This is a genomic window from Streptococcus sp. D2 (assembly GCF_006385825.1).
Lineage (GTDB): Bacteria > Bacillota > Bacilli > Lactobacillales > Streptococcaceae > Streptococcus > Streptococcus shenyangsis.
Map to the genome: position 1 here is coordinate 70,409 of NZ_VFSI01000004.1, position 21,746 is coordinate 92,154.

Sequence of the window (21,746 nt, forward strand, 5' to 3'; positions counted from 1 at the left end):
AAGCGACAAAATAACTCATTATAAAGATTTATATGGAACAATTACATTTTATCACAAAACTTCTCGATATCAAAGACCCTAATATCCAAATTATAGATATCGTTAATAGAGATACCCACAAAGAAATCATCGCTAAACTGGATTATGAGGCTCCAACTTGTCCTGATTGCGGAAGCCAAATGAAGAAATATGATTTTCAAAAACTATCTAAGATTCCTTACCTCGAAACGACTGGTATGTCTACCAGAATCCTTCTGAAAAAACGCCGTTTTAAGTGCTATCAATGCTCTAAAATGATGGTCGCTGAAACTTCTATCGTCAAGAAGAATCACCAAATCCCTCGTATCATCAACCAAAAGATTGCTCAAAAGTTGATTGAAAAGACTTCTATGACCGATATTGCCTCATCAGCTGGTCATATCAACTTCAACTGTTATTCGCAAGCTCAATGATTTTCACTTTGAGCATGATTTTTCTCGCCTTCCTGAGATTATGTCTTGGGATGAGTACGCCTTCACCGAGGGAAAGATGAGCTTCATTGCACAAGATTTTGACAAGCTCAATATCATCACTGTTCTTGAGGGCAGAACACAAGCTATCATTCGAAATCACTTTGACTTAGCTAAATAGCTTTTTCCGTGTGCTAAAATCGTTCTTGATCGTTTCCATATTGTCCAACACTTGAGTCGTGCTATGAGTCGTGTTCGTGTCCAAATCATGAATCAGTTTGAACGAAAATCCCATGAATACAAGGCTATCAAGCGCTACTGGAAACTCATTCAACAAGATAGTCGGAAGCTCAGCGATAAACGTTTTTATCGCCCTACTTTTCGCATACACTTGACCAATAAAGAGATTCTAGATAAACTTTTGAGCTATTCAGAAGACTTGAAATACCACTATAATCTCTATCAACTCTTGATGTTTCACTTTCAGAATAAAAAGCCTGACAAATTTTTCGGACTCATTGAGGACAATCTAAAGCAGGTTCATCCTCTTTTTCAGACTATCTTTAAAACCTTTCTAAAGGACAAAGAGAAAATCATCAATGCCCTTCAGTTACCCTATTCCAATGCTAAATTGGAAGCCACCAATAATCTAATCAAACTTATTAAGCGAAATGCATTTGGATTTCGAAACTTTGAAAACTTCAAAAAACGGATTTTTATTACTCTGAATATCAAAAAAGAAAGGACGAAATTTGTCCTTTCTAGATCTCAGCTTTTCTTCAACCCACTACAGTTGACAAAGAGCCAATCTACGTAGCTTTATCTCGAACGTTGTTTTCCAGCGTTGCGATTTTTGGGTTTTTTCTTGCTTGTGATAGCAGTTGGTTGTTCAGGGGTAACGTCTTTTCGTCCACTTGGTGTAGAGAAAGTACGTGCTTTTGGTGGGTTCTTGGCTAGTTCTTCACGGACTTTTTTGCGAAGTTTTGGACGAACGATATAGTTGACGATAAACTGTTGGAGAATCATCATGAAACCACCGACAACCCAGTAAAGTGTGACACTAGCTGGTGAGAAGAGGGAGAAGACGACGATCATGAGTGGGCTCATGTAAATCATTTTCTTGATTTGTTCTCTCTGCATTTCATCTTCTACTCCGTGAAGTGAAAGAAGCGATTGAAGATAGTAAAGAACACCAGCACAGGCAACTAAAATTAAACTAGGTGAACCTAAAGGAATACCTAGGTAGCTTGCTTGAGCAACACCTTCAGTATGTTGGGCAGCAAAGTAGATAGCTGAGAAGAATGGCATTTGAATGAGGATAGGGAAACATCCTACACCACCAAACATGCTGATGCCGTGCTCTTTTTGAGCAGCAAAGAGGGCTTGTTGGGCTTCGAGTTTTTCTTCTTGAGTCGTTGCTTCTTTGAGACGCGTTTGATGTGGCTCAAGGACGTGCTTGAGGGCATTCATCTTTTCAGAGTGAAGCGTTGCCTTCCATGATTGGTAGATACCAAGTGGCAAGATAATCAAGCGTACGATAATGGTCACGATAATGATAGCGATACCAAAACCTAGACCTTTATCAGTAGCGAAGTACTTAATAGCTTCTCCCATCGGAGCACCCAAGAAATCCCAAACGGGACCAATTGGCTTACCTGTTGCTTTATCAATCTGAACGCAACCTGTCAAGACGAGCAACATAGCCACTCCCATAGCTGAGAGTGCAAAACGTTTAATAGATTTCACTGTTTTTATTCCTTCTTTAAAAATTATACCTTTCTATTCTACTGTTTTTTTACAAAATATACAATAGTTCTAGAGACCTAATTTGCGATTTTAAAGTCAGGGTAGGGAGGAAAGTTGCTCAGTTTGACATCTAAGTAGCTGACTTTTGAAAAAGGTGTGGGTCCTTTGCGGATTTCTTGAATAAATTTTGCCATGGTAGCAGATGAGTCTGCTTGGGCTAAGATTTCGACTGTACCATCGTCGTTATTCCATACCCGACCTGTGATACCACCAATTTCAAGTGCCAGGCTGTAAACACCCCAACGAAATCCAACTCCCTGCACTCTACCTTGGGCAATCATTCTAACCTTTTGCATACCAAACCCCTTTGATTGTGTTATAATATTTCTATGACTATTATAACCTCAAAAGCCAATTCTGTGGTAAAAAATGCCAAGAAATTACACCAAAAAAAATACCGCAAGTCTGCTTATTTGATTGAAGGCTGGCACTTGTTTGAAGAAGCTGTTCAAGCTGGAGTGACGATTGAGAAGATCTTTGCCCTAGAAAATTACCGAGATCAGTTAGCTGCTTTTCCGCAAACTGTCTGGGTGTCAGAGGATATTTTGCTAGATTTGGCGGATTCTCAGACTCCACAGGGAATTGTTGCCGTGGTTCAAAAAGAAGAAGTAGGACAAGCTGACTTTAGTCAGGGCAAGTTCTTATTTTTGGAAGATGTGCAAGATCCTGGTAATGTGGGAACGATTATTCGGACTGCGGATGCAGCAGGTTTTACTGGAGTGATTGTCTCAGATAAATCGGCAGATATCTACAGTCTCAAGACCTTACGTTCCATGCAAGGCAGTCATTTCCATCTGCCTATTTACCGAATGTCTAGTCAAGCGCTTCTCGAGGAAGCTAAGAAGGCAGTTATCCCTGTGCTAGCAACAACTCTATCTAAAGGCTCTGTTGATTATAGAGAACTGCCTCCTATAGACAATTTTGTACTAGTCATGGGGAATGAGGGTCAAGGAATTAGTCCCCTCATGGCTGAAAGTGCAGACCAGTTGGTCCACATTAGTATGAAGGGGCAGGCGGAGAGTTTGAATGTTGCCGTTGCAGCTGGTATTTTGATTTTCCATTTAAGCTAATTTTAACTTTCTTTGTTATAATCAAGGAAAGATGTTCATAGAAAAGGAGAAAAGATGAATCACACTATTATTCACGACCGCGCAGGTCTCAATCAATTTTACGCTAAGGTTTATGCCTTTGTTGGTCTGGGAATCGGACTATCTGCTTTGGTATCAGGCCTTATGTTGACGGTCTTTCAGTCTCAGCTAGTTTACTTTTTGATGCAGGGGCGTCTCTGGTTGACCATTGCTACTTTTGCGGAGTTAGCCCTAGTCTTTGTTGCCAGTAGTATGGCTTCAAAGAATAGCCCAGCGGCTCTTCCAGTATTTTTACTTTACTCAGTATTAAACGGCTTTACCCTCAGTTTTGTGGTGGCCTTCTATACTTCAGGTACAGTTTTATCTGCCTTTGTGTCGAGCGCCCTTCTCTTTTTTGTCATGGCGGCAGTTGGTATGTTCACTAAGAAAGATTTGAGTGGGATTGGTCGTGCTATGATGGCTGCCCTTATCGGTTTGATTATTGCTATGATAGTCAATATTTTCTTGGCTAGTGGGTTCTTTGATTATATGATTAGTGTAGCCATGATCTTGGTTTTCTCTGGGCTGATTGCTTGGGACAACCAAAGGATTCGCCTTGCCTATGAACAATCACAAGGTCGTGTAGCGACAGGTTGGGTTGTGTCAATGGCTCTTAGTATCTATCTTGATTTTATCAATCTCTTCCTAAGTATTCTACGTATCTTTGGTCGCAATGACTAAAAGGTCTATGAAATCAGTGTTTTGAGTGACACTGATTTTTTTATATTTGCTCTTTTCTTTTCTTGAAAATAGGTGTATAATGCTTTTAACTAATTTTTGAGGAGTAGTTTATGAAGAAAAGTTTTATTCATCAACAAGAAGAAATTTCCTTTGTCAAAAACACTTTTACCCAGTATTTGAAAGATAAGTTAGAAGTTGTCGAAGTTCAAGGTCCTATCTTGAGTAAGGTCGGCGATGGGATGCAGGATAACTTATCAGGTGTGGAGAATGCCGTATCGGTCAAGGTTCTCCAAATCCCTGATGCTACTTATGAAGTGGTGCATTCACTTGCTAAATGGAAACGCCATACCTTGGCTCGTTTTGGTTTCGGTGAGGGTGAAGGTCTTTTCGTCCACATGAAGGCCCTTCGTCCAGATGAAGATTCGCTGGATGCGACCCACTCTGTTTATGTTGACCAGTGGGACTGGGAAAAAGTCATTCCAAATGGACAACGCAACATTGCCTATCTAAAAGAAACAGTTGAAAAGATTTACAAGGCTATTCGTCTTACTGAGTTAGCTGTTGAAGCCCGCTATGACATCGAGTCAATCTTGCCAAAACAAATCACTTTTATCCATACAGAAGAGTTGGTCGAGCGCTACCCAGACTTGACGCCGAAAGAACGTGAAAATGCTATCTGTAAAGAATTTGGAGCTGTTTTCTTGATTGGTATCGGTGGTGAATTACCAGACGGTAAACCGCACGATGGACGTGCACCAGACTATGATGACTGGACAAGTGAGTCTGAAAATGGCTACAAGGGTCTAAATGGTGATATTCTTGTCTGGAATGAATCTCTAGGTGGAGCCTTTGAGCTATCTTCTATGGGAATCCGTGTAGATGAAGAAACGCTTCGCCGTCAGGTTGCTATTACAGGTGATGAAGACCGCTTGGAGTTGGAATGGCACAAGGCTTTGTTGAATGGCCTATTCCCATTGACAATCGGTGGAGGAATTGGACAATCTCGTATGGCCATGTTCTTACTTCGCAAGAAACACATCGGAGAAGTGCAAACAAGTGTTTGGCCTCAAGAAGTCCGCGATACTTACGAAAATATTTTGTAGAGAATCGAACCGCAAGGTTCGGTTTTCTTTCTCTTTTTGCCCATAATTTGGTATAATAAACGGTATGAAAATCGTATCAGGAATCTATGGGGGACGTCCCCTCAAGACACTAGAAGGCAAGACGACAAGACCCACTTCGGATAAGGTTAGGGGAGCCATTTTTAACATGATTGGTCCTTACTTTGAAGGTGGACGAGTCTTGGACCTTTATGCAGGTAGTGGTGGTTTATCTATCGAGGCAGTATCGCGTGGCATGTCCAGCGCTGTTTTGGTGGAGCGAGACCGTAAGGCTCAGGCTATCGTGGCTGAAAATATTCAGATGACCAAGGAAGTTGGAAAATTTCAACTCCTCAAGATGGATGCAGAAAGGGCATTGGAACAGGTATCTGGGGAATTTGATCTCATCTTCTTAGACCCTCCTTATGCTAAGGAACAAATCGTAGCAGATATTGAAAAAATGGCTGAAAAAGAGCTTTTTTCTGAAGATGTCATGGTCGTGTGTGAGACGGATAAGGCCGTTGAACTTCCAGAAGAAATTGCCTGCCTGGGTATCTGGAAGGAAAAAATTTATGGAATTAGTAAGGTGACAGTCTATGTCAGATAAGATTGGCTTATTCACAGGCTCATTTGATCCGATGACAAATGGGCATCTGGATATGATTGAACGGGCGAGCAGACTCTTTGATAAGCTCTATGTCGGTATTTTTTTTAATCCCCACAAACAAGGATTTCTCCCTATCGAAAATCGTAAACGGGGGCTAGAAACGGCTTTGAAACATTTGGGAAATGTTGAAGTCGTGTTTTCACATGATGAATTGGTGGTTGATGTTGCAAAAAGACTAGGGGCTACTTTCCTAGTGCGAGGTTTGAGAAATGCGTCGGATTTGCAATATGAGGCCAGTTTTGATTACTACAACCATCAGCTGTCTCCTAATATAGAGACCATTTATTTACATAGTCGACCTGAACATCTCTATCTCAGTTCATCAGGCGTTAGAGAGCTTTTGAAGTTTGGTCAGGATACTACCAGCTATGTTCCCGAGAGTATTTTGGAGGAAATAAGAAATGAAAAAAAAGATTAGATGGCCCTTATATGTCATTGCGGCCTTGATTGTGACCTTTTTGGCATTTGTAGTGCCTTTGCCCTATTATATAGAGGTTCCAGGTGGTTCGGAAGATATTCGCCAAGTCCTTAAAGTCAATGACACAGAAGATAAGGAAGCTGGGGCTTATCAATTCGTTACGGTTGGTGTCCAGCACGCTACTTTAGCCCATATGATTTATGCTTGGTTGACGCCTTTTACAGATATTCGTAGTGCCAAAGAGACTACAGGTGGCTCTTCCGATGTTGAATTTATGCGGATCAATCAATTCTACATGCAAACATCGCAAAACATGGCCAAGTATCAAGGACTAAAAACAGCTGGTAAGGATATTGAACTCAAATACCTTGGGGTTTATGTTTTGACTGTGACAGATAATTCAACCTTTAAAGGGATTCTCAACATCTCTGATACGGTCACAGCAGTCAATGATCAGACCTTTGATAGTTCCAAAGATTTGATTGATTATGTCAATTCTCAAAAATTAGGGGACTCAGTCAAGGTAACTTATGAAGAAGATGGGCAAACCAAGTCTGCAGAAGGAAAGATTATCACCTTGGAAAATGGTAAAAATGGTATTGGAATCGGTTTGATTGACCGTACGGAAGTGACCAGTGATGTCCCAATTCGCTTTTCAACAGCTGGTATCGGCGGTCCAAGTGCAGGTCTCATGTTTAGTCTGGCAATCTATACCCAAATAGCTGACCCTGGTCTTCGTAATGGTCGTATCGTTGCCGGTACCGGAACTATTGACCGTGATGGTAATGTGGGGGATATTGGAGGTATTGATAAGAAAGTTGTAGCTTCGGCTAGAGAAGGTGCCGCGATTTTCTTTGCCCCTGATAACCCTGTTAGCGAAGAAGAACAAAAAGCGCATCCGGATGCGAAAAACAACTACCAAACAGCCCTGGAAGCAGCTAGAACAATCAAGACAGATATGAAAATCGTGCCAGTTAAAACCCTACAAGATGCAATTGATTACTTGAAAAACAATCCCTAATTTTTGAGTGAAGTTTCCAAACTAGCGCACAAACATAGAAGATGGTATAATAGTCAAATGGTTCAATTATTATTCACTCTAAGCAGTCACATGCTCTTTATTTATGTGAGTTTTTACCTTTTAAAGAATCTTGTTAGATGGGAAAAGGTTTTAAAAGTGACAGCTGAGAATACAGGAAAAGTTCGTTTACTAGTAGCTTTTTTCAGCATTGTAATGGGCTATATCTTGAGTTCTTTCTTTATCAGCCTATATCAGTTGTGGCAAGAAGCGCTTAGAGGATTATTATAAAATCAAGAGTAAAGGAAATAAGTATGGAAAAAATTGTGGTTCAAGGTGGCGATAATCGTCTGGTAGGAAGTGTTACGATTGAAGGAGCAAAGAATGCAGTCTTGCCTTTGTTGGCAGCGACTATTCTAGCAAGTGAAGGAAAGACTGTCTTGCAGAATGTTCCTATCTTGTCAGATGTTTTCACTATGAATCAGGTGGTTCGTGGTTTAAATGCCAAGGTGAATTTTGATGAGGAGGCTCATCTTGTGGAGGTGGACGCGACTGGCGATATCACTGAGGAAGCTCCTTACAAGTATGTCAGCAAGATGCGCGCATCTATCGTTGTCTTGGGTCCAATTCTTTCCCGTGTAGGTCATGCCAAAGTATCCATGCCAGGTGGTTGTACGATTGGTAGCCGCCCTATTGATCTGCATTTGAAAGGTCTAGAAGCTATGGGGGCTAAGATTAGTCAGACAGCTGGTTATATCGAAGCCAAGGCTGATCGCTTACATGGAGCTCATATCTATATGGACTTCCCAAGTGTTGGTGCTACGCAGAACTTAATGATGGCAGCGACTCTGGCTGATGGGGTGACAGTGATTGAAAATGCTGCGCGTGAGCCTGAGATTGTGGACCTAGCTATTCTCCTAAATGAAATGGGAGCCAAGGTCAAAGGGGCTGGTACAGAGACCATTACCATTACTGGTGTGGAGAAACTTCACGGTACGACTCACAATGTGGTACAAGACCGTATCGAAGCTGGAACCTTTATGGTGGCTGCTGCCATGACTGGTGGTGATGTCTTGATTAAAGACGCTGTTTGGGAGCACAACCGTCCCTTGATTGCTAAGTTGCTTGAAATGGGAGTGGAAGTGACAGAGGAGACTGAAGGTATTCGAGTTCGCTCTCAACTAGAAAATCTAAAAGCTGTCCATGTAAAAACCTTGCCCCACCCAGGTTTTCCAACGGATATGCAGGCCCAATTTACAGCCTTGATGACCGTTGCAAAAGGGGAATCAACTATGGTGGAGACAGTTTTTGAAAATCGTTTCCAACATCTAGAAGAAATGCGCCGCATGGGCTTGCATTCTGAGATTATCCGTGATACAGCTCGTATTGTTGGTGGACAAGCTTTGCAGGGGGCAGAAGTTCTTTCAACTGACCTTCGTGCCAGCGCAGCCTTGATTTTGACAGGTTTGGTAGCACAAGGAGAAACCGTGGTTGGTAAATTAGTCCACTTGGATAGAGGCTACTACCGTTTCCATGAGAAGTTGGCGCAGCTAGGTGCTAAGATTCAGCGGATTGAGGCAAGTGATGAAGATGAATAAGAAATCAAGCTACGTAATCAAGCGTTTACTTTTAGTCATACTAGTACTGATTTTAGGTGCTCTAGCCCTAGGTATCGGCTTAATGGTCGGTTATGGAATCTTGGGCAAGGGTCAAGACCCATGGGCTATCCTGTCCCCAGCAAAATGGCAGGAATTGATTCATAAATTTACAGGAAATTAGGCTGGGAGACCAGCCTTTTTATAAAGAATAAGGAGAAATATGAACAAAAAAACAAGACAGACACTGATTGGGCTGTTAGTGTTATTGCTTTTGTCTGCAGGTAGCTATTATATCAAGCAGATGCAGTCGACAGCTAATAGTCCCAAAACCAAGCTTAGTCAGAAAAAACAAGCGTCTGAAGCTCCTAGTCAAGCATTGGCAGAAAGTGTCTTAACAGATGCAGTCAAAAGCCAAATAAAAGGGAGTCTTGAGTGGAATCGCTCAGGTGCTTTTATCGTCAATGGTAATAAAACAAATCTAGATGCCAAGGTTTCAAGTAAGCCCTACGCTGATAATAAAACAAAGACAGTGGGCAAGGAAACGGTACCAACCGTAGCTAATGCCCTCTTGTCTAAGGCTACTCGCCAGTACAAGAATCGGGAAGAAACTGGGAATGGTTCGACTTCTTGGACTCCTCCAGGTTGGCATCAAGTTAAAAATCTAAAGGGGACTTATACTCATGCAGTCGATAGAGGTCACTTGTTGGGTTATGCCTTAATCGGTGGCTTGGATGGTTTTGATGCCTCGACAAGCAATCCTAAAAATATTGCTGTTCAGACAGCCTGGGCAAATCAGGCACAGGTCGAGGATTCGACTGGTCAAAACTACTATGAAAGTATGGTACGTAAAGCCTTGGACCAAAACAAGCGTGTCCGTTACCGTGTAACCCTTTATTACGCTTCAAACGAGGACTTAGTTCCTTCAGCTTCACAGATTGAAGCCAAGTCTTCAGACGGAGAATTGGAATTTAATGTTCTAGTTCCCAATGTTCAAAAGGGGCTTCAACTGGATTACCGAACTGGAGAAGTGACTGTAACTCAGTAAAAGATAACATAAACTCCTATGTCACTTGTGGATGTAGGAGTTCTTCTTTTACTAGTTTCAGCAGGGCTACAATAGATACTGATACTCAATGGAAATCAAAGTACAAATTAGGAGGCTAGTCGCAGGTTGCTCAAAGTACTGCTTTGAGGTTGTAGATAAGACTGACGAAGTCAGCTCAAAACACTGTTTTGAGGTTGCAGATAGAACTGACGAAGTCAGTAACCATACATAAGGCAAGGTTAAGTTGACGTGGTTTGAAGAGATTTTCGAAGAGTATGAGAAAAAATAATATGTATTGGATCATATTTTGTGATATAATAAAGGATAAGATACTATTTTAGGAGAAGAACTATGGAAGACCCAAGTAGTCAGAACTTGTTGCTACAATTTGTTTTATTGTTTATCTTGACGGTGTTAAATGCCTTTTTCTCAGCCACAGAAATGGCCATGGTGTCACTAAACCGTGCGCGGGTTGAACAAAAGGCAGAAGAAGGAGATAGACGCTATATCCGTCTGTTGAAGGTACTAGAAAATCCTAATCACTTTTTATCAACCATTCAAGTAGGGATTACCCTGATTACGATTTTGTCAGGGGCGAGTTTGGCAGAAACTCTAGGACGAGAAATTGTCTCTTGGCTTGGAAATAGCGAAACAGCTTATGCTATTGCAAGTTTTCTATCTTTAGCATTTTTGACTTATATTTCCATCGTTTTTGGGGAATTGTATCCTAAGAGAATCGCTCTTAATCTAAAGGATGCCTTGGCGATTCGTACAGCGCCAGTTATCATTGGGCTGGGGAAACTAGTTAGTCCCTTTGTTTGGCTCTTGTCTGCCTCTACCAATCTCTTGAGTCGCTTGACTCCTGTGGCCTTTGACGATGCTGATGAAAAAATGACCCGTGATGAAATTGCCTACATGCTGACAAATAGTGAAGAAACACTAGATGCTGATGAAATTGAGATGTTACAGGGGATTTTTTCACTAGATGAACTGATGGCCAGAGAAGTCATGGTTCCTCGAACGGATGCCTTCATGGTTGATATTAAGGATGATAGTCAAACCATTATCCAAAGTATTTTAAAACAAAATTATTCTCGTATCCCTGTATATGATGGAGACAAGGATAACGTGATTGGGATTATTCATACCAAGAGTCTTCTTAAGGCAGGTTTTGTAGACGGTTTTGACAATATTGTTTGGAAGAAAATTTTACAAGATCCACTCTTTGTTCCTGAAACCATTTTTGTAGATGACTTGCTAAAAGAATTGCGCAATACCCAAAGACAAATGGCAATATTGCTAGATGAATACGGTGGTATGGCTGGTTTAGTGACTCTGGAAGACCTCTTAGAGGAAATCGTTGGGGAAATCGATGATGAAACGGACAAAGCAGCAATAGATGTTCATCAGATTGGCGATGATACTTACATTGTTCAAGGTACCATGAATCTCAATGATTTTAATGACTACTTTGATGTTGAACTGGAAAGTGATGACGTTGATACTATCGCTGGTTATTATTTGACAGGAGTTGGAACCATTCCAACGACTGAGAAGCTCAGCTATGAATTGATCAGCCAAAACAAACAGCTTATCCTAATCAATGATAAAGTAAAAAATGGACGTGTTACCAAGGTAAAAGTCCAAATTACAGAAGTCGAAATAGAAGAAGAAACAGAGTAAACTAGAGGCTTTTGTCACCAGGTGTGACGAAGCTTTTTTCAGTTGATTTCAAAAGATTGTCTTCTAAAAAGAAGTCTGCCCCAAATTCGTGTTCCAAAAGTTTTTGTAAGTTATATGTATTTATCCGATGAAAAAGAAAAAAGCCCTTTAAACTGGGCTTTCTGTTTAAATGAAACCTGATAAATCAAGTTACAGAAGGCGGTAGACGGATTTGAACCGACGATCAAGCTTTTGCAGAGCCGTGCCTTACCACTTGGCTATACCGCCTTAACGTTTATTATTATACCTTGAAAATGATTTTCAGTCAATAGCTTTTTCAGATTTTTTGTATCAATAAGCCTAAATATTCTGAAAATTCGTTTACTTTTCTTGAAATATCTTAAAATATATGGTATAATCAATAATAATCTATACTTTATAAGAGGAGTAAATAAATGAAAAAAAGTCAAGTGCTTGCTGTAGCGGGGGCTACCTTATTAGCATCAGGAGTTCTAGCTGCGTGTTCAAACACTAGTTCAAATAATGCGAAATTAGCAAAAGATTACCAATATGTTTATCAAACAGATCCAGAAACCTTGGATTATATCGTTAGCAATATCGATTCAACATCATTCATCACCACAAATGCCGTAGATGGTTTGTTGGCTAACGATAAATATGGTAATCTGGTTCCTTCTATCGCTGAATCATGGACAGTTTCAAAAGATGGTTTGACTTATACCTATAAAATCCGTAAGGATGCTAAATGGGTAACTGCAGAGGGAGAAGAATACGCTCCTGTAACTGCTAAAGACTTCGTTACTGGTTTGAAACATGCGGTAGATGGGAAATCAAAAGGACTTTCAATCGTTAGCTCTTCTATTAAGGGATTAGAAGCCTATATCAAGGGTGAAACAAGTGATTTTTCAACCGTTGGAGTAAAAGCACTTGATGACCAAACACTAGAGTATACCTTGAACCAGCCAGAAACTTTCTGGAATGACAAGACAACTAGTGGTGTCATGATGCCGGTTAATGCAGAATTCTTAGCTTCAAAAGGGGAAGGTTTTGGTGCCCCAACAGATGCTAACTCTATTCTTTATAACGGTCCATTTGTCTTGAAAGCTGTAACTCCTAAATCATCTATCGAGATGGCTAAAAATGACGCTTACTGGGACAAAGAAAATGTAAAAATTGAGAACGTTAAGTTCACTTTCTGGGATGGTAAGGACCAAGATGTGATTGCTAAAGGTTTTGCCGATGGTCAATATAGCAAGGCGCGTATCTTCCCTACAAGTTCTACATATGAAAAATATGCAGCTGACTTCAAAGATAACATTTACTTTAATGAACCAGGTGCAGGTGTTGCAACTGTCAGCTTGAACTATGGTCGTACAACGTATAACCACACAGCCAAAACAAGTGATGCCCAAAAGACATCTGCTAAGAAAGCATTGCTAAACAAGGAATTCCGTCAAGCCTTGAACTTTGCGGTCGATCGCAATTCTTATTCAGCTCAAACAAATGGTACTGATGGAGCTGCAGTAGCCATCCGTAATACGTTTGCACCTTATAATCTTCAAGTTGGTAAGAAAGCATTTGGTGAGTTGGTACAAGAAAGCTTGGCTAAGACAAATTCTTCAACTTGGTCAAACGTGTCTCTAGCTGATTCTCAAAATGGCCTTTACAATGAAGAAAAAGCGAAAGAAGTCTTTGCTAAAGCAAAATCAAGCCTACAAGCTGAAGGTGTTGAATTCCCAATCCACTTGGATGCCTTGGTTATCCAAGAATCAACAGCGGTTGTAAATCGTGTTCAATCATTGAAACAATCAATTGAAAAAGTATTGGGTTCAGATAATGTTGTTGTAGACTTGCAACAAATGACTCAAGCAGAAGCTTTACCAATTTCATTTAGCGCTCCGACAGCTAAAGAGCAAGACTGGGATATCCATACCTTGTCAGGATGGAACCCTGATTATCAAGATCCGTCTACTTTCTTGGATCAGTTCGTCATTAAGGGAGGAAACACTCGTCTTTACCTTGGTATCGACCAAAACACTGATGCATCAGTAGTGAGCAAACTTGGTTTAGCTGACTATGGCAAATTACTTGATGACGCAAACAGCGAAAACCAGGATGTTCAAAAACGTTATGAAAAATACGCAGTAGCACAAGCTTGGTTGACTGATAATGCTTTGACAATTCCAGTAATGGCTTCTCCTAAAGAAACAGCCGTTTCATTTGTTTCAAAGGTTCTACCATTTAGTTCTTCATATTCTGTAGCTGGTCTTAAAGGTGAAAATGCAGGATACTTGAAGTATACTGAAGTTGGTGAAAAAGCAATCACCAAAGAAGAGTATGAAAAAGCTCGTGAAAAATGGTTGAAAGAAAAGACTGAGTCAAACGAGAAAGCTCAAAAAGAATTGGCAAGTCATGTGAAGTAAATAATGTTCAATAGAACTTTCTCTCCATGAGGAGAAGGTTCTTTTGGGATTTTTAAAGGAAATGATATGAAAAAATATATTTTTATGCGTGTTTTGCGGTCATTGGTCTCTATCTTCTTAGTAACAACCTTGACTTACACGATTATCTATACAATGGTTCCTCGAAAATTGATTTTTAAACAGGATACCAACTATAACAAGATTGCGACAACTGCTGATAAACGTGATAACTATGAGAATACCGTTTATGAGCGTATGGGCTATATCGAGTACTACGATACCAAAGAGTTGCAAGAAAAAGCTAGCCAGATGGATGCTTCTGTAACAGTTGAAGCCAATGACACCAACAAGGCTATCTACGAAAAATACATCAAACAAATCGGTCATGGTTGGACCTTGGGAGAATTTACTGAAAGTGGCCAATTCTACGCTACTCGTGAAATTCCAATTTTTGAACGTGTTTTCAAATTCTATGCTAACTTGATTGATATTGATCATACAAATAAAATTCAAGACCCTGAAAATCCAGACTTGAAACGTTACCTTCGTTTTGAAAACGATCCAGCGATCGGATGGTCTTTGGTTGGTTCAGGAACTAAACACAAATATCTCTTGTACTTCAACAGTCAGTTCCCATTTGTGCATCAAAATTTTGTGAACATTAATTTAGGGGATTCTTATCCAACCTATGCTAATAGCCCTGTTTTACAGGTTATTACTCAGGGACAAGGACAAACAAAAACTGCTCAAGTTCAGTTCCCAACAGGTAAGAAAACTTCTTCTGTAAATATTTACTCAAGAACCTACAAATCACCTAGTCAGGCTGACTCTCGTGAAGTAGCCAACTACGGAAAAGATGATCCTTATACAGCTACGGAAAGTAACTACCAATATCCTTCTATGATTGCTAGTTCTGCTGTCGTTGGATTGATTGGTTTGCTGATTTCTTATGCGATTGCCGTGCCACTTGGTTCAGCTATGGCTCGCTTCAAGAACACTTGGATTGATAGCTTCTCAACAGGTGCTTTGACCTTCTTGATGGCTCTTCCAACAATTGCCTTGGTTTATATCGTTCGTTTGGCTGGTTCTTCAATCGGTTTGCCAGATTCATTCCCTATCTTGGGTGCTGGAGATTGGCGTTCGTATGTTTTACCAGCAGTGATCCTTGGTTTGTTGGGTGCTCCTGGTACAGCGATTTGGATTCGTCGTTACATGATTGACTTACAATCACAAGACTTTGTACGTTTTGCTCGTGCAAAAGGTTTGTCTGAAAAAGAAATTTCAAACAAACACATCTTTAAAAATGCCATGGTTCCGCTGGTTTCAGGAATTCCTGGTGCCGTTATCGGGGTTATCGGTGGTGCAACCCTTACTGAAACAGTCTTTGCCTTCCCAGGTATGGGTAAAATGTTGATTGACTCTGTAAAAGCATCTAATAACTCTATGGTCGTTGGTCTTGTCTTCATCTTTACATGTATTTCTATCTTCTCCCTTCTTTTAGGAGATATTTGGATGACTATTATTGACCCACGTATTAAATTGACTGAGAAAGGAGGCAAATAATGTCTACAATCGATAAAGAAAAATTTCAGTTTGTAAAACGTGACGATTTTGCCTCTGAAGCCATTGATGCGCCAGCTTATTCATACTGGGGATCAGTGTTTAGACAATTTATGAAGAAAAAATCAACTGTAGTTATGTTGGGAATCTTGGTAGCTATCATTTTGATGAGTTTCATTTACCCAATGTTTTCTAAGTTTGATTTCAATGATGTCAGCAAGGTAAACGACTTTAGTGCTCGTTATATCAAGCCAAATGCTGAGCATTGGTTCGGTACAGACAGTAATGGTAAATCTCTCTTTGACGGTGTCTGGTTCGGAGCTCGTAACTCTATCCTCATTTCTGTGATTGCGACAGTGATTAACTTAGTTATCGGTGTCTTTGTCGGTGGTATTTGGGGAATTTCAAAATCAGTAGACCGTGTGATGATGGAAGTTTACAACGTCATCTCAAATATCCCATCTCTTTTGATTGTCATTGTCTTGACTTACTCAATCGGAGCTGGATTCTGGAATCTGATTTTTGCCATGAGTGTAACAACATGGATTGGGATTGCCTTCATGATCCGTGTGCAAATCTTGCGTTATCGTGACTTGGAATACAACTTGGCGTCACGTACTTTGGGAACGCCAACCTTGAAGATTGTTGCCAAAAATATCATGCCTCAATTGGTATCTGTTATTGTGACAACGATGACTCAAATGCTTCCAAGCTTTATCTCATACGAAGCTTTCTTGTCTTTCTTCGGTCTTGGATTACCGATTACAGTGCCAAGTTTGGGTCGTTTGATTTCAGATTATTCACAAAACGTAACAACCAATGCTTACTTGTTCTGGATTCCATTGACAACTCTTGTCTTGGTATCCTTGTCCCTTTTCGTAGTTGGTCAAAACTTAGCGGATGCTAGTGATCCACGTACACATAGATAGGAGTAGAAATGACAAAAGAAAAAAATGTAATTTTGACTGCTCGCGATATTGTCGTGGAATTTGACGTTCGTGACAAAGTATTGACAGCCATTCGCGGCGTTTCCCTTGAACTAGTTGAAGGAGAAGTATTAGCCTTGGTAGGTGAGTCAGGATCAGGGAAATCTGTTTTGACAAAGACTTTCACAGGTATGCTTGAAGAAAATGGTCGTATTGCTCAAGGAAGTATTGACTACCGTGGTCAGGATTTGACAGCTCTATCTTCTCACAAGGATTGGGAACAAATTCGTGGTGCTAAGATTGCGACTATCTTCCAAGATCCAATGACTAGTTTGGACCCGATTAAAACAATTGGTAGTCAGATTACAGAAGTTATTGTGAAACACCAAGGAAAAACAGCTAAAGAAGCGAAAGAATTGGCCATTGACTACATGAATAAGGTTGGGATTCCAGACGCAGATAGACGTTTTGATGAATACCCCTTCCAATATTCTGGAGGAATGCGTCAACGTATCGTTATTGCTATTGCCCTTGCCTGCCGACCTGATGTCTTGATCTGTGATGAGCCAACGACTGCCTTGGATGTAACCATCCAAGCACAGATTATTGATTTGCTGAAATCTTTACAAAACGAGTACCATTTCACAACAATCTTTATCACCCACGACCTTGGTGTGGTAGCAAGTATTGCGGATAAGGTAGCGGTGATGTATGCAGGAGAAATCGTTGAGTATGGAACTGTTGAGGAAGTCTTCTATGACCCTCGCCATCCATATACATGGAGTCTCTTGTCAAGTTTGCCTCAGCTTGCTGATGATAAAGGGGATCTTTACTCAATCCCAGGAACACCTCCGTCACTTTATACTGACCTGAAAGGGGATGCTTTTGCCTTGCGTTCTGACTATGCAATGCAGATTGACTTCGAACAAAAAGCTCCTCAATTCTCAGTATCAGAGACGCATTGGGCTAAAACTTGGCTTCTTCATGAGGATGCTCCAAAAGTAGAAAAACCAGCTGTGATTGCAAATCTCCATGATAAGATTCGTGAAAAAATGGGATTTGCCCATCTGGCAGACTAGGAGGAAGGAAATGTCTGAAAAATTAGTAGAAATCAAAGATTTAGAAATTTCCTTCGGTGAAGGAAGTAAGAAGTTTGTTGCGGTTAAAAATGCTAACTTCTTTATCAACAAGGGAGAAACTTTCTCGCTTGTAGGTGAATCAGGAAGTGGGAAAACAACTATTGGTCGTGCCATCATCGGTCTAAATGATACAAGTAATGGAGATATCATTTTTGATGGTCAAAAGATTAATGGTAAGAAATCGCGTGAACAAGCTGCGGAATTGATTCGTCGGATCCAGATGATTTTCCAAGACCCTGCCGCAAGTTTGAATGAACGTGCGACTGTTGATTATATTATTTCTGAAGGTCTTTACAATCATCATCTGTTCAAGGATGAAGAAGAACGTAAAGAGAAAGTTCAAAATATTATTCGTGAAGTAGGTCTTCTTGCTGAGCACTTGACTCGTTACCCTCATGAGTTTTCAGGTGGTCAACGCCAACGTATTGGTATTGCTCGTGCCTTGGTGATGCAACCAGATTTTGTTATTGCAGATGAGCCCATTTCAGCCTTGGACGTTTCTGTGCGTGACCAAGTCTTGAACTTGCTCAAAAAATTCCAAAAAGAACTTGGTTTGACTTATCTCTTTATCGCCCATGATTTGTCGGTCGTTCGCTTTATTTCAGACCGTATCGCAGTTATTTATAAGGGTGTTATTGTAGAGGTTGCTGAAACAGAAGAATTGTTTAACAATCCAATTCATCCATATACTCAAGCCTTGCTGTCAGCGGTACCAATTCCAGATCCAATCTTGGAACGTAAGAAGGTCTTGAAGGTTTATGACCCAAGTCAACACGACTATGAGACTGATAAGCCGTCTATGGTTGAAATCTGTCCAGGTCACTATATTTGGGCTAACCAAGCTGAATTGGCACGTTATCAAAAAGGACTAAACTAAGAATGGTTTTATAATTTCCATGTCAATTTTTATGGAAATTATAAACCTTTTTTGTTGAATTGATTTGAAAAAACTTTGAAATTATCATGAAAGAATTTTTGGAAAATTTTAAAAAATTCTGAAATATTCTTGACAGCTGATGAAAAAGGTGTTAAGATAGGAAACATCAAAAAAGAAAGCAGAAAAAGAAATGAATAAGAGACAAGCTGTAACGATGAATCAAAACTTTTACTTTAGCTACTTTAGATAGTGTTTGTAGACATGTCACCATGGATGCAAACAGTTCAAGCAATTTGTTTGTATCTATGTGGCTAAGATTTTTGATTGTGGTCCATATAGATGAATATCTAAATGGACTAGCAAAGTTATAACTTGTTAGATTATTTCAAGCATCCGTTTAGATAGTATCTAGGCGGTTTTTTGTTTTATCTTTTCTGAGAAGGAGTTTCATTATGAAAGTTGTTCGAAAATTACTAGCACCCCTCTTGGTAGTGGGGATCCTCTTGACCTCTCTGATCAGTTTGCATCAGTTGAAGGCAGATAAGAAAAAAGATGTTTTTCGTATCGGTATTTCGCAGTTTATTACCCACCAGTCCTTAGATGCTACTAGAGAAGGATTTGTGGATGAACTGGCCAAGCAAGGCTATATTGAGGGGGAAAATATTGAGATTGATTTGCAAAATGCCCAGGGAGAACAACGAAATCTTAAAACGATTTCCCAGCAACTAGCAGAATCTAGTGATGTCGTTCTAGCTATCGCAACGCCTTCTGCTCAGAGCTTGGCCAATACAACGCAAACGACACCGGTTATCTTTTCAGCGGTAACAGATCCTGTCAGTGCCAAGTTGGTTGAGTCAAGAGAGCATCCTGGGGGCAATGTAACTGGGACAAGCGACCAGTCATCAGATGCCATTTCAACCCAAATCAATTTGATAAAGAAAGTGTTGCCAAAAGCTAAAACGATTGGAATTCTCTATACTCAGAGCGAGCCAAACTCAGTTGTTCAAAAGGATGAAGCTAAGCGTCTTTTGGAAGAAAAAGGCTTTACCGTTGTTGAAAAAACAATCTTGGACAGTAACAACGTCAAGGCTGCTGCAGAAAGCTTGATGGCAGAGGTGGATATGGTTTTTGTACCAACGGATAATATCATTTCATCAACCATGGAAACAGTCAAGCAGGTTTCTATTAAGCACAAGGTTCCAGTATTTGGTGGTTCAACAGAAATGGTTGCGGTTGGTGGCTTGTATAACTACGGTACCAATTATGAAGAATTGGGACGCCAGACAGCTCGCATGCTGGTTCGTGTTTTAAAAGGTGAGAAGCCAGAAAATATAGCAGTTGAGTTGCCTGAAAAACTGGAATTGCATACCAATCAAGAAATGGCAGATGCATTGGGAATTGATATTAGCAAGTTAGAAAGCAAGGAATAAGGAGATTTAAGATGAATTTTGTGTTATCTAGTTTATCAGAAGGTTTGCTATGGTCGATTATGGCGATTGGGGTCTACTTGACTTTCCGTATTTTGGATATTGCGGATATGACTGCTGAAGGAGCCTTTCCTATGGGGGCGGCTGTCGTTGTATCACAGATACAGGCAGGGACAAATCCTTGGATTGCGACCTTACTTGCTTTTCTGGCAGGTATGGTAGCAGGTCTAGTATCAGGAATGCTCCACACCAAGATGAAAATTCCAGCTCTCTTGACAGGGATTGTGACCTTGACAGGGCTTTATTCCATCAATATTAAAATCATGGGAAGCGTGCCTAATCTTTCCTTGGGAGATTCTGCAACCGTCTTTAAACAATTGGCAAGCTTAGGGCTGTCAAATGAAGAAGCTGTTTTCTTATTTAGTTCGGCCTGTCTCTTACTTGTTTGTTTGGTCTTGACTCTTTTGATGAAAACAGAGATTGGATTGGTCTTGCGTTCGACTGGGGACAATATTCCGATGAGTGAGGCAAATGGGGTCAATGTAGACACCATGAAGATTGTTGGTTACATGATTTCAAACGGCTTGATTGCCCTATGTGGTTCCTTGTTTGCCCAAAATGATGGATTTTCAGATGTGACTTCTGGGACAGGAACCATCGTTGTTGGTTTGAGTGCAGTGATTATTGCGGAAGTCTTGATACACGACTTGACCATTGGAGGCCGCTTGTTATCCATCGGAATCGGTGCTATTGTTTACCGTTTGATTATTTTAAATATCTATGAAATTCCAAATCTAGATCAAAACCTGGTTCGTCTCTTTAATGCAATCTTGCTAGCCTTGGTTTTATTTGCGCCAGAATTGCAAAAGAGATTAAAGATTCGTGGTCTGAAATTGAGAAATGAATAGGAGGAGAAAGTTATGGCAAGTTTGTTAACACTTGAAAATATTCACAAAACATTTGAATCAGGGACGGTCAATGAGAACTATGTCCTCAAAGGATTAGATTTAGAGGTTGAAGAGGGAGATTTTATCTCTGTAATTGGTGGAAATGGAGCAGGGAAATCCACTTTGATGAATATCTTGGCTGGCAATCTATCTGTGGATGAAGGGGACCTTTTATTGGCAGGTAAATCCATTAAAAATCTGAGTGTCAGAAAGAGAGCCAAGGATATCGCTCGTGTTTTTCAAGATCCTAAGATGGGAACAGCTTCTCGTTTGACGATTGAGGAGAATATGGCTATTGCCTTGAGACGTGGGCAAAAGAGAGGGCTTGGCTGGGGTGTGAAGGAGAAGGATAGAATCCAGTTCCAAGAAGCCTTGAAAGAGTTGAATATTGGCCTTGAAAATCGCTTGAAAGTGGATACTCAATACCTCTCGGGAGGACAAAGACAGGCCTTGACCCTAGTCATGGCAGCTCTGGTGAAACCTAAACTTTTGCTTTTGGATGAACACACTGCGGCACTTGACCCGAAAACGAGTCAAATGGTGATGGACTTGACGCAAAAGATTGTGGAAGACCATCAGTTGACGACTTTGATGATTACCCATGATATGAACCATGCAATTGAATACGGAAATCGTCTCATTATGCTCTATCAAGGAAAGATAGTGGTGGATGTCAAGGGAGAGGAGAAAAAGCATCTGACGGTTGAAAATCTCATGCATCTCTTCCAGAAAAATAGTGGCCAAAGCCTAGTCAGTGATGAGTTGGTTTTGGGATAAAGAAAAAGGCTGAGATCCAGTGTCTCAGTCTTTTATAATATGGCTTACACAGCATTGTTAACTAGATACTTGTCAATT

At 40.4% G+C, this 21,746-nt stretch carries 22 protein-coding genes, 1 tRNA gene and 1 pseudogene; 21 read left to right on the top strand and 3 right to left on the bottom strand.

Translation table 11 applies throughout. The annotated features are described in order from the left end of the window. Nucleotides 1-32 precede the first annotated feature (32 nt). Nucleotides 33-1,266, top strand: a pseudogene (locus FJR73_RS03420) (transposase). Nucleotides 1,267-1,268: 2 nt separating this feature from the next. Here FJR73_RS03420 and yidC read toward each other — a convergent pair. Next, a complete protein-coding gene (gene yidC, locus FJR73_RS03425) occupies nucleotides 1,269-2,195 on the bottom strand; it encodes a membrane protein insertase YidC (RefSeq protein ID WP_140833337.1) in 927 nt (308 codons plus the stop codon). 77 nt (nucleotides 2,196-2,272) lie between these two features. Then, nucleotides 2,273-2,551, bottom strand: a complete 279-nt coding sequence (locus tag FJR73_RS03430; protein WP_001174616.1) for an acylphosphatase — start codon at nucleotides 2,549-2,551, stop codon at nucleotides 2,273-2,275. 33 nt (nucleotides 2,552-2,584) lie between these two features. Here FJR73_RS03430 and FJR73_RS03435 point away from each other — a divergent pair, with 33 nt between their 5' ends. The 12 genes from FJR73_RS03435 to FJR73_RS03485 all read left to right on the top strand — a co-directional run bounded on the left by FJR73_RS03435 (nucleotide 2,585) and on the right by FJR73_RS03485 (nucleotide 11,592). Further along, nucleotides 2,585-3,325, top strand: coding sequence for an RNA methyltransferase (locus tag FJR73_RS03435; RefSeq protein WP_140833339.1), 741 nt, complete (start codon nucleotides 2,585-2,587; stop codon nucleotides 3,323-3,325). A gap of 54 nt (nucleotides 3,326-3,379) precedes the next feature. Next, nucleotides 3,380-4,063, top strand: coding sequence for a Bax inhibitor-1/YccA family protein (locus FJR73_RS03440; protein ID WP_140833341.1), 684 nt, complete (start codon nucleotides 3,380-3,382; stop codon nucleotides 4,061-4,063). A gap of 110 nt (nucleotides 4,064-4,173) precedes the next feature. Next, nucleotides 4,174-5,166: an aspartate--ammonia ligase gene (gene asnA, locus FJR73_RS03445; protein ID WP_000747988.1), complete on the top strand. Its 993-nt coding sequence runs from the start codon at nucleotides 4,174-4,176 to the stop codon at nucleotides 5,164-5,166. A 64-nt stretch (nucleotides 5,167-5,230) separates the two neighbouring features. Beyond that, a complete protein-coding gene (rsmD, locus tag FJR73_RS03450; RefSeq protein WP_125386650.1) occupies nucleotides 5,231-5,770 on the top strand; it encodes a 16S rRNA (guanine(966)-N(2))-methyltransferase RsmD in 540 nt (179 codons plus the stop codon). Continuing rightward, on the top strand, nucleotides 5,760-6,248 hold the full coding sequence (gene coaD, locus FJR73_RS03455) for a pantetheine-phosphate adenylyltransferase (RefSeq protein ID WP_140833343.1): 489 nt from the start codon (nucleotides 5,760-5,762) through the stop codon (nucleotides 6,246-6,248). The genes rsmD and coaD overlap by 11 nt, the downstream gene beginning before the upstream one ends. Continuing rightward, nucleotides 6,232-7,269, top strand: a complete 1,038-nt coding sequence (locus tag FJR73_RS03460) for a SepM family pheromone-processing serine protease (RefSeq protein ID WP_140833345.1) — start codon at nucleotides 6,232-6,234, stop codon at nucleotides 7,267-7,269. The genes coaD and FJR73_RS03460 overlap by 17 nt, the downstream gene beginning before the upstream one ends. A 57-nt stretch (nucleotides 7,270-7,326) precedes the next feature. Then, entirely contained in the window at nucleotides 7,327-7,557 is a 231-nt protein-coding gene (locus tag FJR73_RS03465; RefSeq protein ID WP_138706243.1) for a DUF1146 family protein, read from the top strand. A 23-nt stretch (nucleotides 7,558-7,580) separates the two neighbouring features. Beyond that, entirely contained in the window at nucleotides 7,581-8,864 is a 1,284-nt protein-coding gene (gene murA, locus FJR73_RS03470) for a UDP-N-acetylglucosamine 1-carboxyvinyltransferase (RefSeq protein ID WP_140833347.1), read from the top strand. Further along, nucleotides 8,857-9,045, top strand: a complete 189-nt coding sequence (locus FJR73_RS03475; protein WP_181146597.1) for a DNA-directed RNA polymerase subunit beta — start codon at nucleotides 8,857-8,859, stop codon at nucleotides 9,043-9,045. Before murA ends, FJR73_RS03475 begins: the two co-directional genes overlap by 8 nt. A 39-nt stretch (nucleotides 9,046-9,084) precedes the next feature. Next, nucleotides 9,085-9,909 (top strand): DNA-entry nuclease EndA, encoded by an 825-nt coding sequence (endA, locus tag FJR73_RS03480; protein ID WP_140833349.1) that lies wholly within the window; start codon nucleotides 9,085-9,087, stop codon nucleotides 9,907-9,909. 88 nt (nucleotides 9,910-9,997) lie between these two features. Then, nucleotides 9,998-10,141 carry a hypothetical protein gene (locus tag FJR73_RS10140; RefSeq protein ID WP_181146598.1) on the top strand — a complete coding sequence of 48 codons (144 nt, stop codon included), beginning with the start codon at nucleotides 9,998-10,000 and terminating at the stop codon, nucleotides 10,139-10,141. Nucleotides 10,142-10,260: 119 nt separating this feature from the next. Next, nucleotides 10,261-11,592, top strand: coding sequence for a hemolysin family protein (locus FJR73_RS03485; RefSeq protein ID WP_140833351.1), 1,332 nt, complete (start codon nucleotides 10,261-10,263; stop codon nucleotides 11,590-11,592). Nucleotides 11,593-11,788: 196 nt separating this feature from the next. Here FJR73_RS03485 and FJR73_RS03495 read toward each other — a convergent pair. Continuing rightward, nucleotides 11,789-11,859, bottom strand: a tRNA-Cys gene (locus FJR73_RS03495). 167 nt (nucleotides 11,860-12,026) lie between these two features. On the opposite strand from FJR73_RS03495, the gene FJR73_RS03500 reads away from it, so the two are divergent. From FJR73_RS03500 to FJR73_RS03535, 8 genes are all read left to right on the top strand, one after another. Continuing rightward, nucleotides 12,027-14,015 (top strand): peptide ABC transporter substrate-binding protein, encoded by a 1,989-nt coding sequence (locus tag FJR73_RS03500; protein ID WP_140833356.1) that lies wholly within the window; start codon nucleotides 12,027-12,029, stop codon nucleotides 14,013-14,015. A 66-nt stretch (nucleotides 14,016-14,081) separates the two neighbouring features. After that, nucleotides 14,082-15,578 (top strand): ABC transporter permease, encoded by a 1,497-nt coding sequence (locus FJR73_RS03505; protein WP_140833358.1) that lies wholly within the window; start codon nucleotides 14,082-14,084, stop codon nucleotides 15,576-15,578. Next, nucleotides 15,578-16,504 (top strand): oligopeptide ABC transporter permease OppC, encoded by a 927-nt coding sequence (oppC, locus tag FJR73_RS03510; protein WP_000103691.1) that lies wholly within the window; start codon nucleotides 15,578-15,580, stop codon nucleotides 16,502-16,504. Before FJR73_RS03505 ends, oppC begins: the two co-directional genes overlap by 1 nt. Before the next feature lie 8 nt (nucleotides 16,505-16,512). Next, complete coding sequence (locus tag FJR73_RS03515; RefSeq protein WP_000159550.1) at nucleotides 16,513-17,580, top strand: ABC transporter ATP-binding protein; 1,068 nt, start codon at nucleotides 16,513-16,515, stop codon at nucleotides 17,578-17,580. Between the two features lie 10 nt (nucleotides 17,581-17,590). After that, nucleotides 17,591-18,517 (top strand): ATP-binding cassette domain-containing protein, encoded by a 927-nt coding sequence (locus FJR73_RS03520; RefSeq protein WP_140833360.1) that lies wholly within the window; start codon nucleotides 17,591-17,593, stop codon nucleotides 18,515-18,517. Nucleotides 18,518-18,969: 452 nt separating this feature from the next. Beyond that, on the top strand, nucleotides 18,970-19,947 hold the full coding sequence (locus FJR73_RS03525; RefSeq protein ID WP_061759323.1) for an ABC transporter substrate-binding protein: 978 nt from the start codon (nucleotides 18,970-18,972) through the stop codon (nucleotides 19,945-19,947). An 11-nt stretch (nucleotides 19,948-19,958) separates the two neighbouring features. Next, nucleotides 19,959-20,852: an ABC transporter permease gene (locus FJR73_RS03530; RefSeq protein ID WP_140833362.1), complete on the top strand. Its 894-nt coding sequence runs from the start codon at nucleotides 19,959-19,961 to the stop codon at nucleotides 20,850-20,852. A 12-nt stretch (nucleotides 20,853-20,864) separates the two neighbouring features. Then, nucleotides 20,865-21,668: an ABC transporter ATP-binding protein gene (locus FJR73_RS03535; protein ID WP_140833364.1), complete on the top strand. Its 804-nt coding sequence runs from the start codon at nucleotides 20,865-20,867 to the stop codon at nucleotides 21,666-21,668. Nucleotides 21,669-21,746 lie beyond the last annotated feature (78 nt).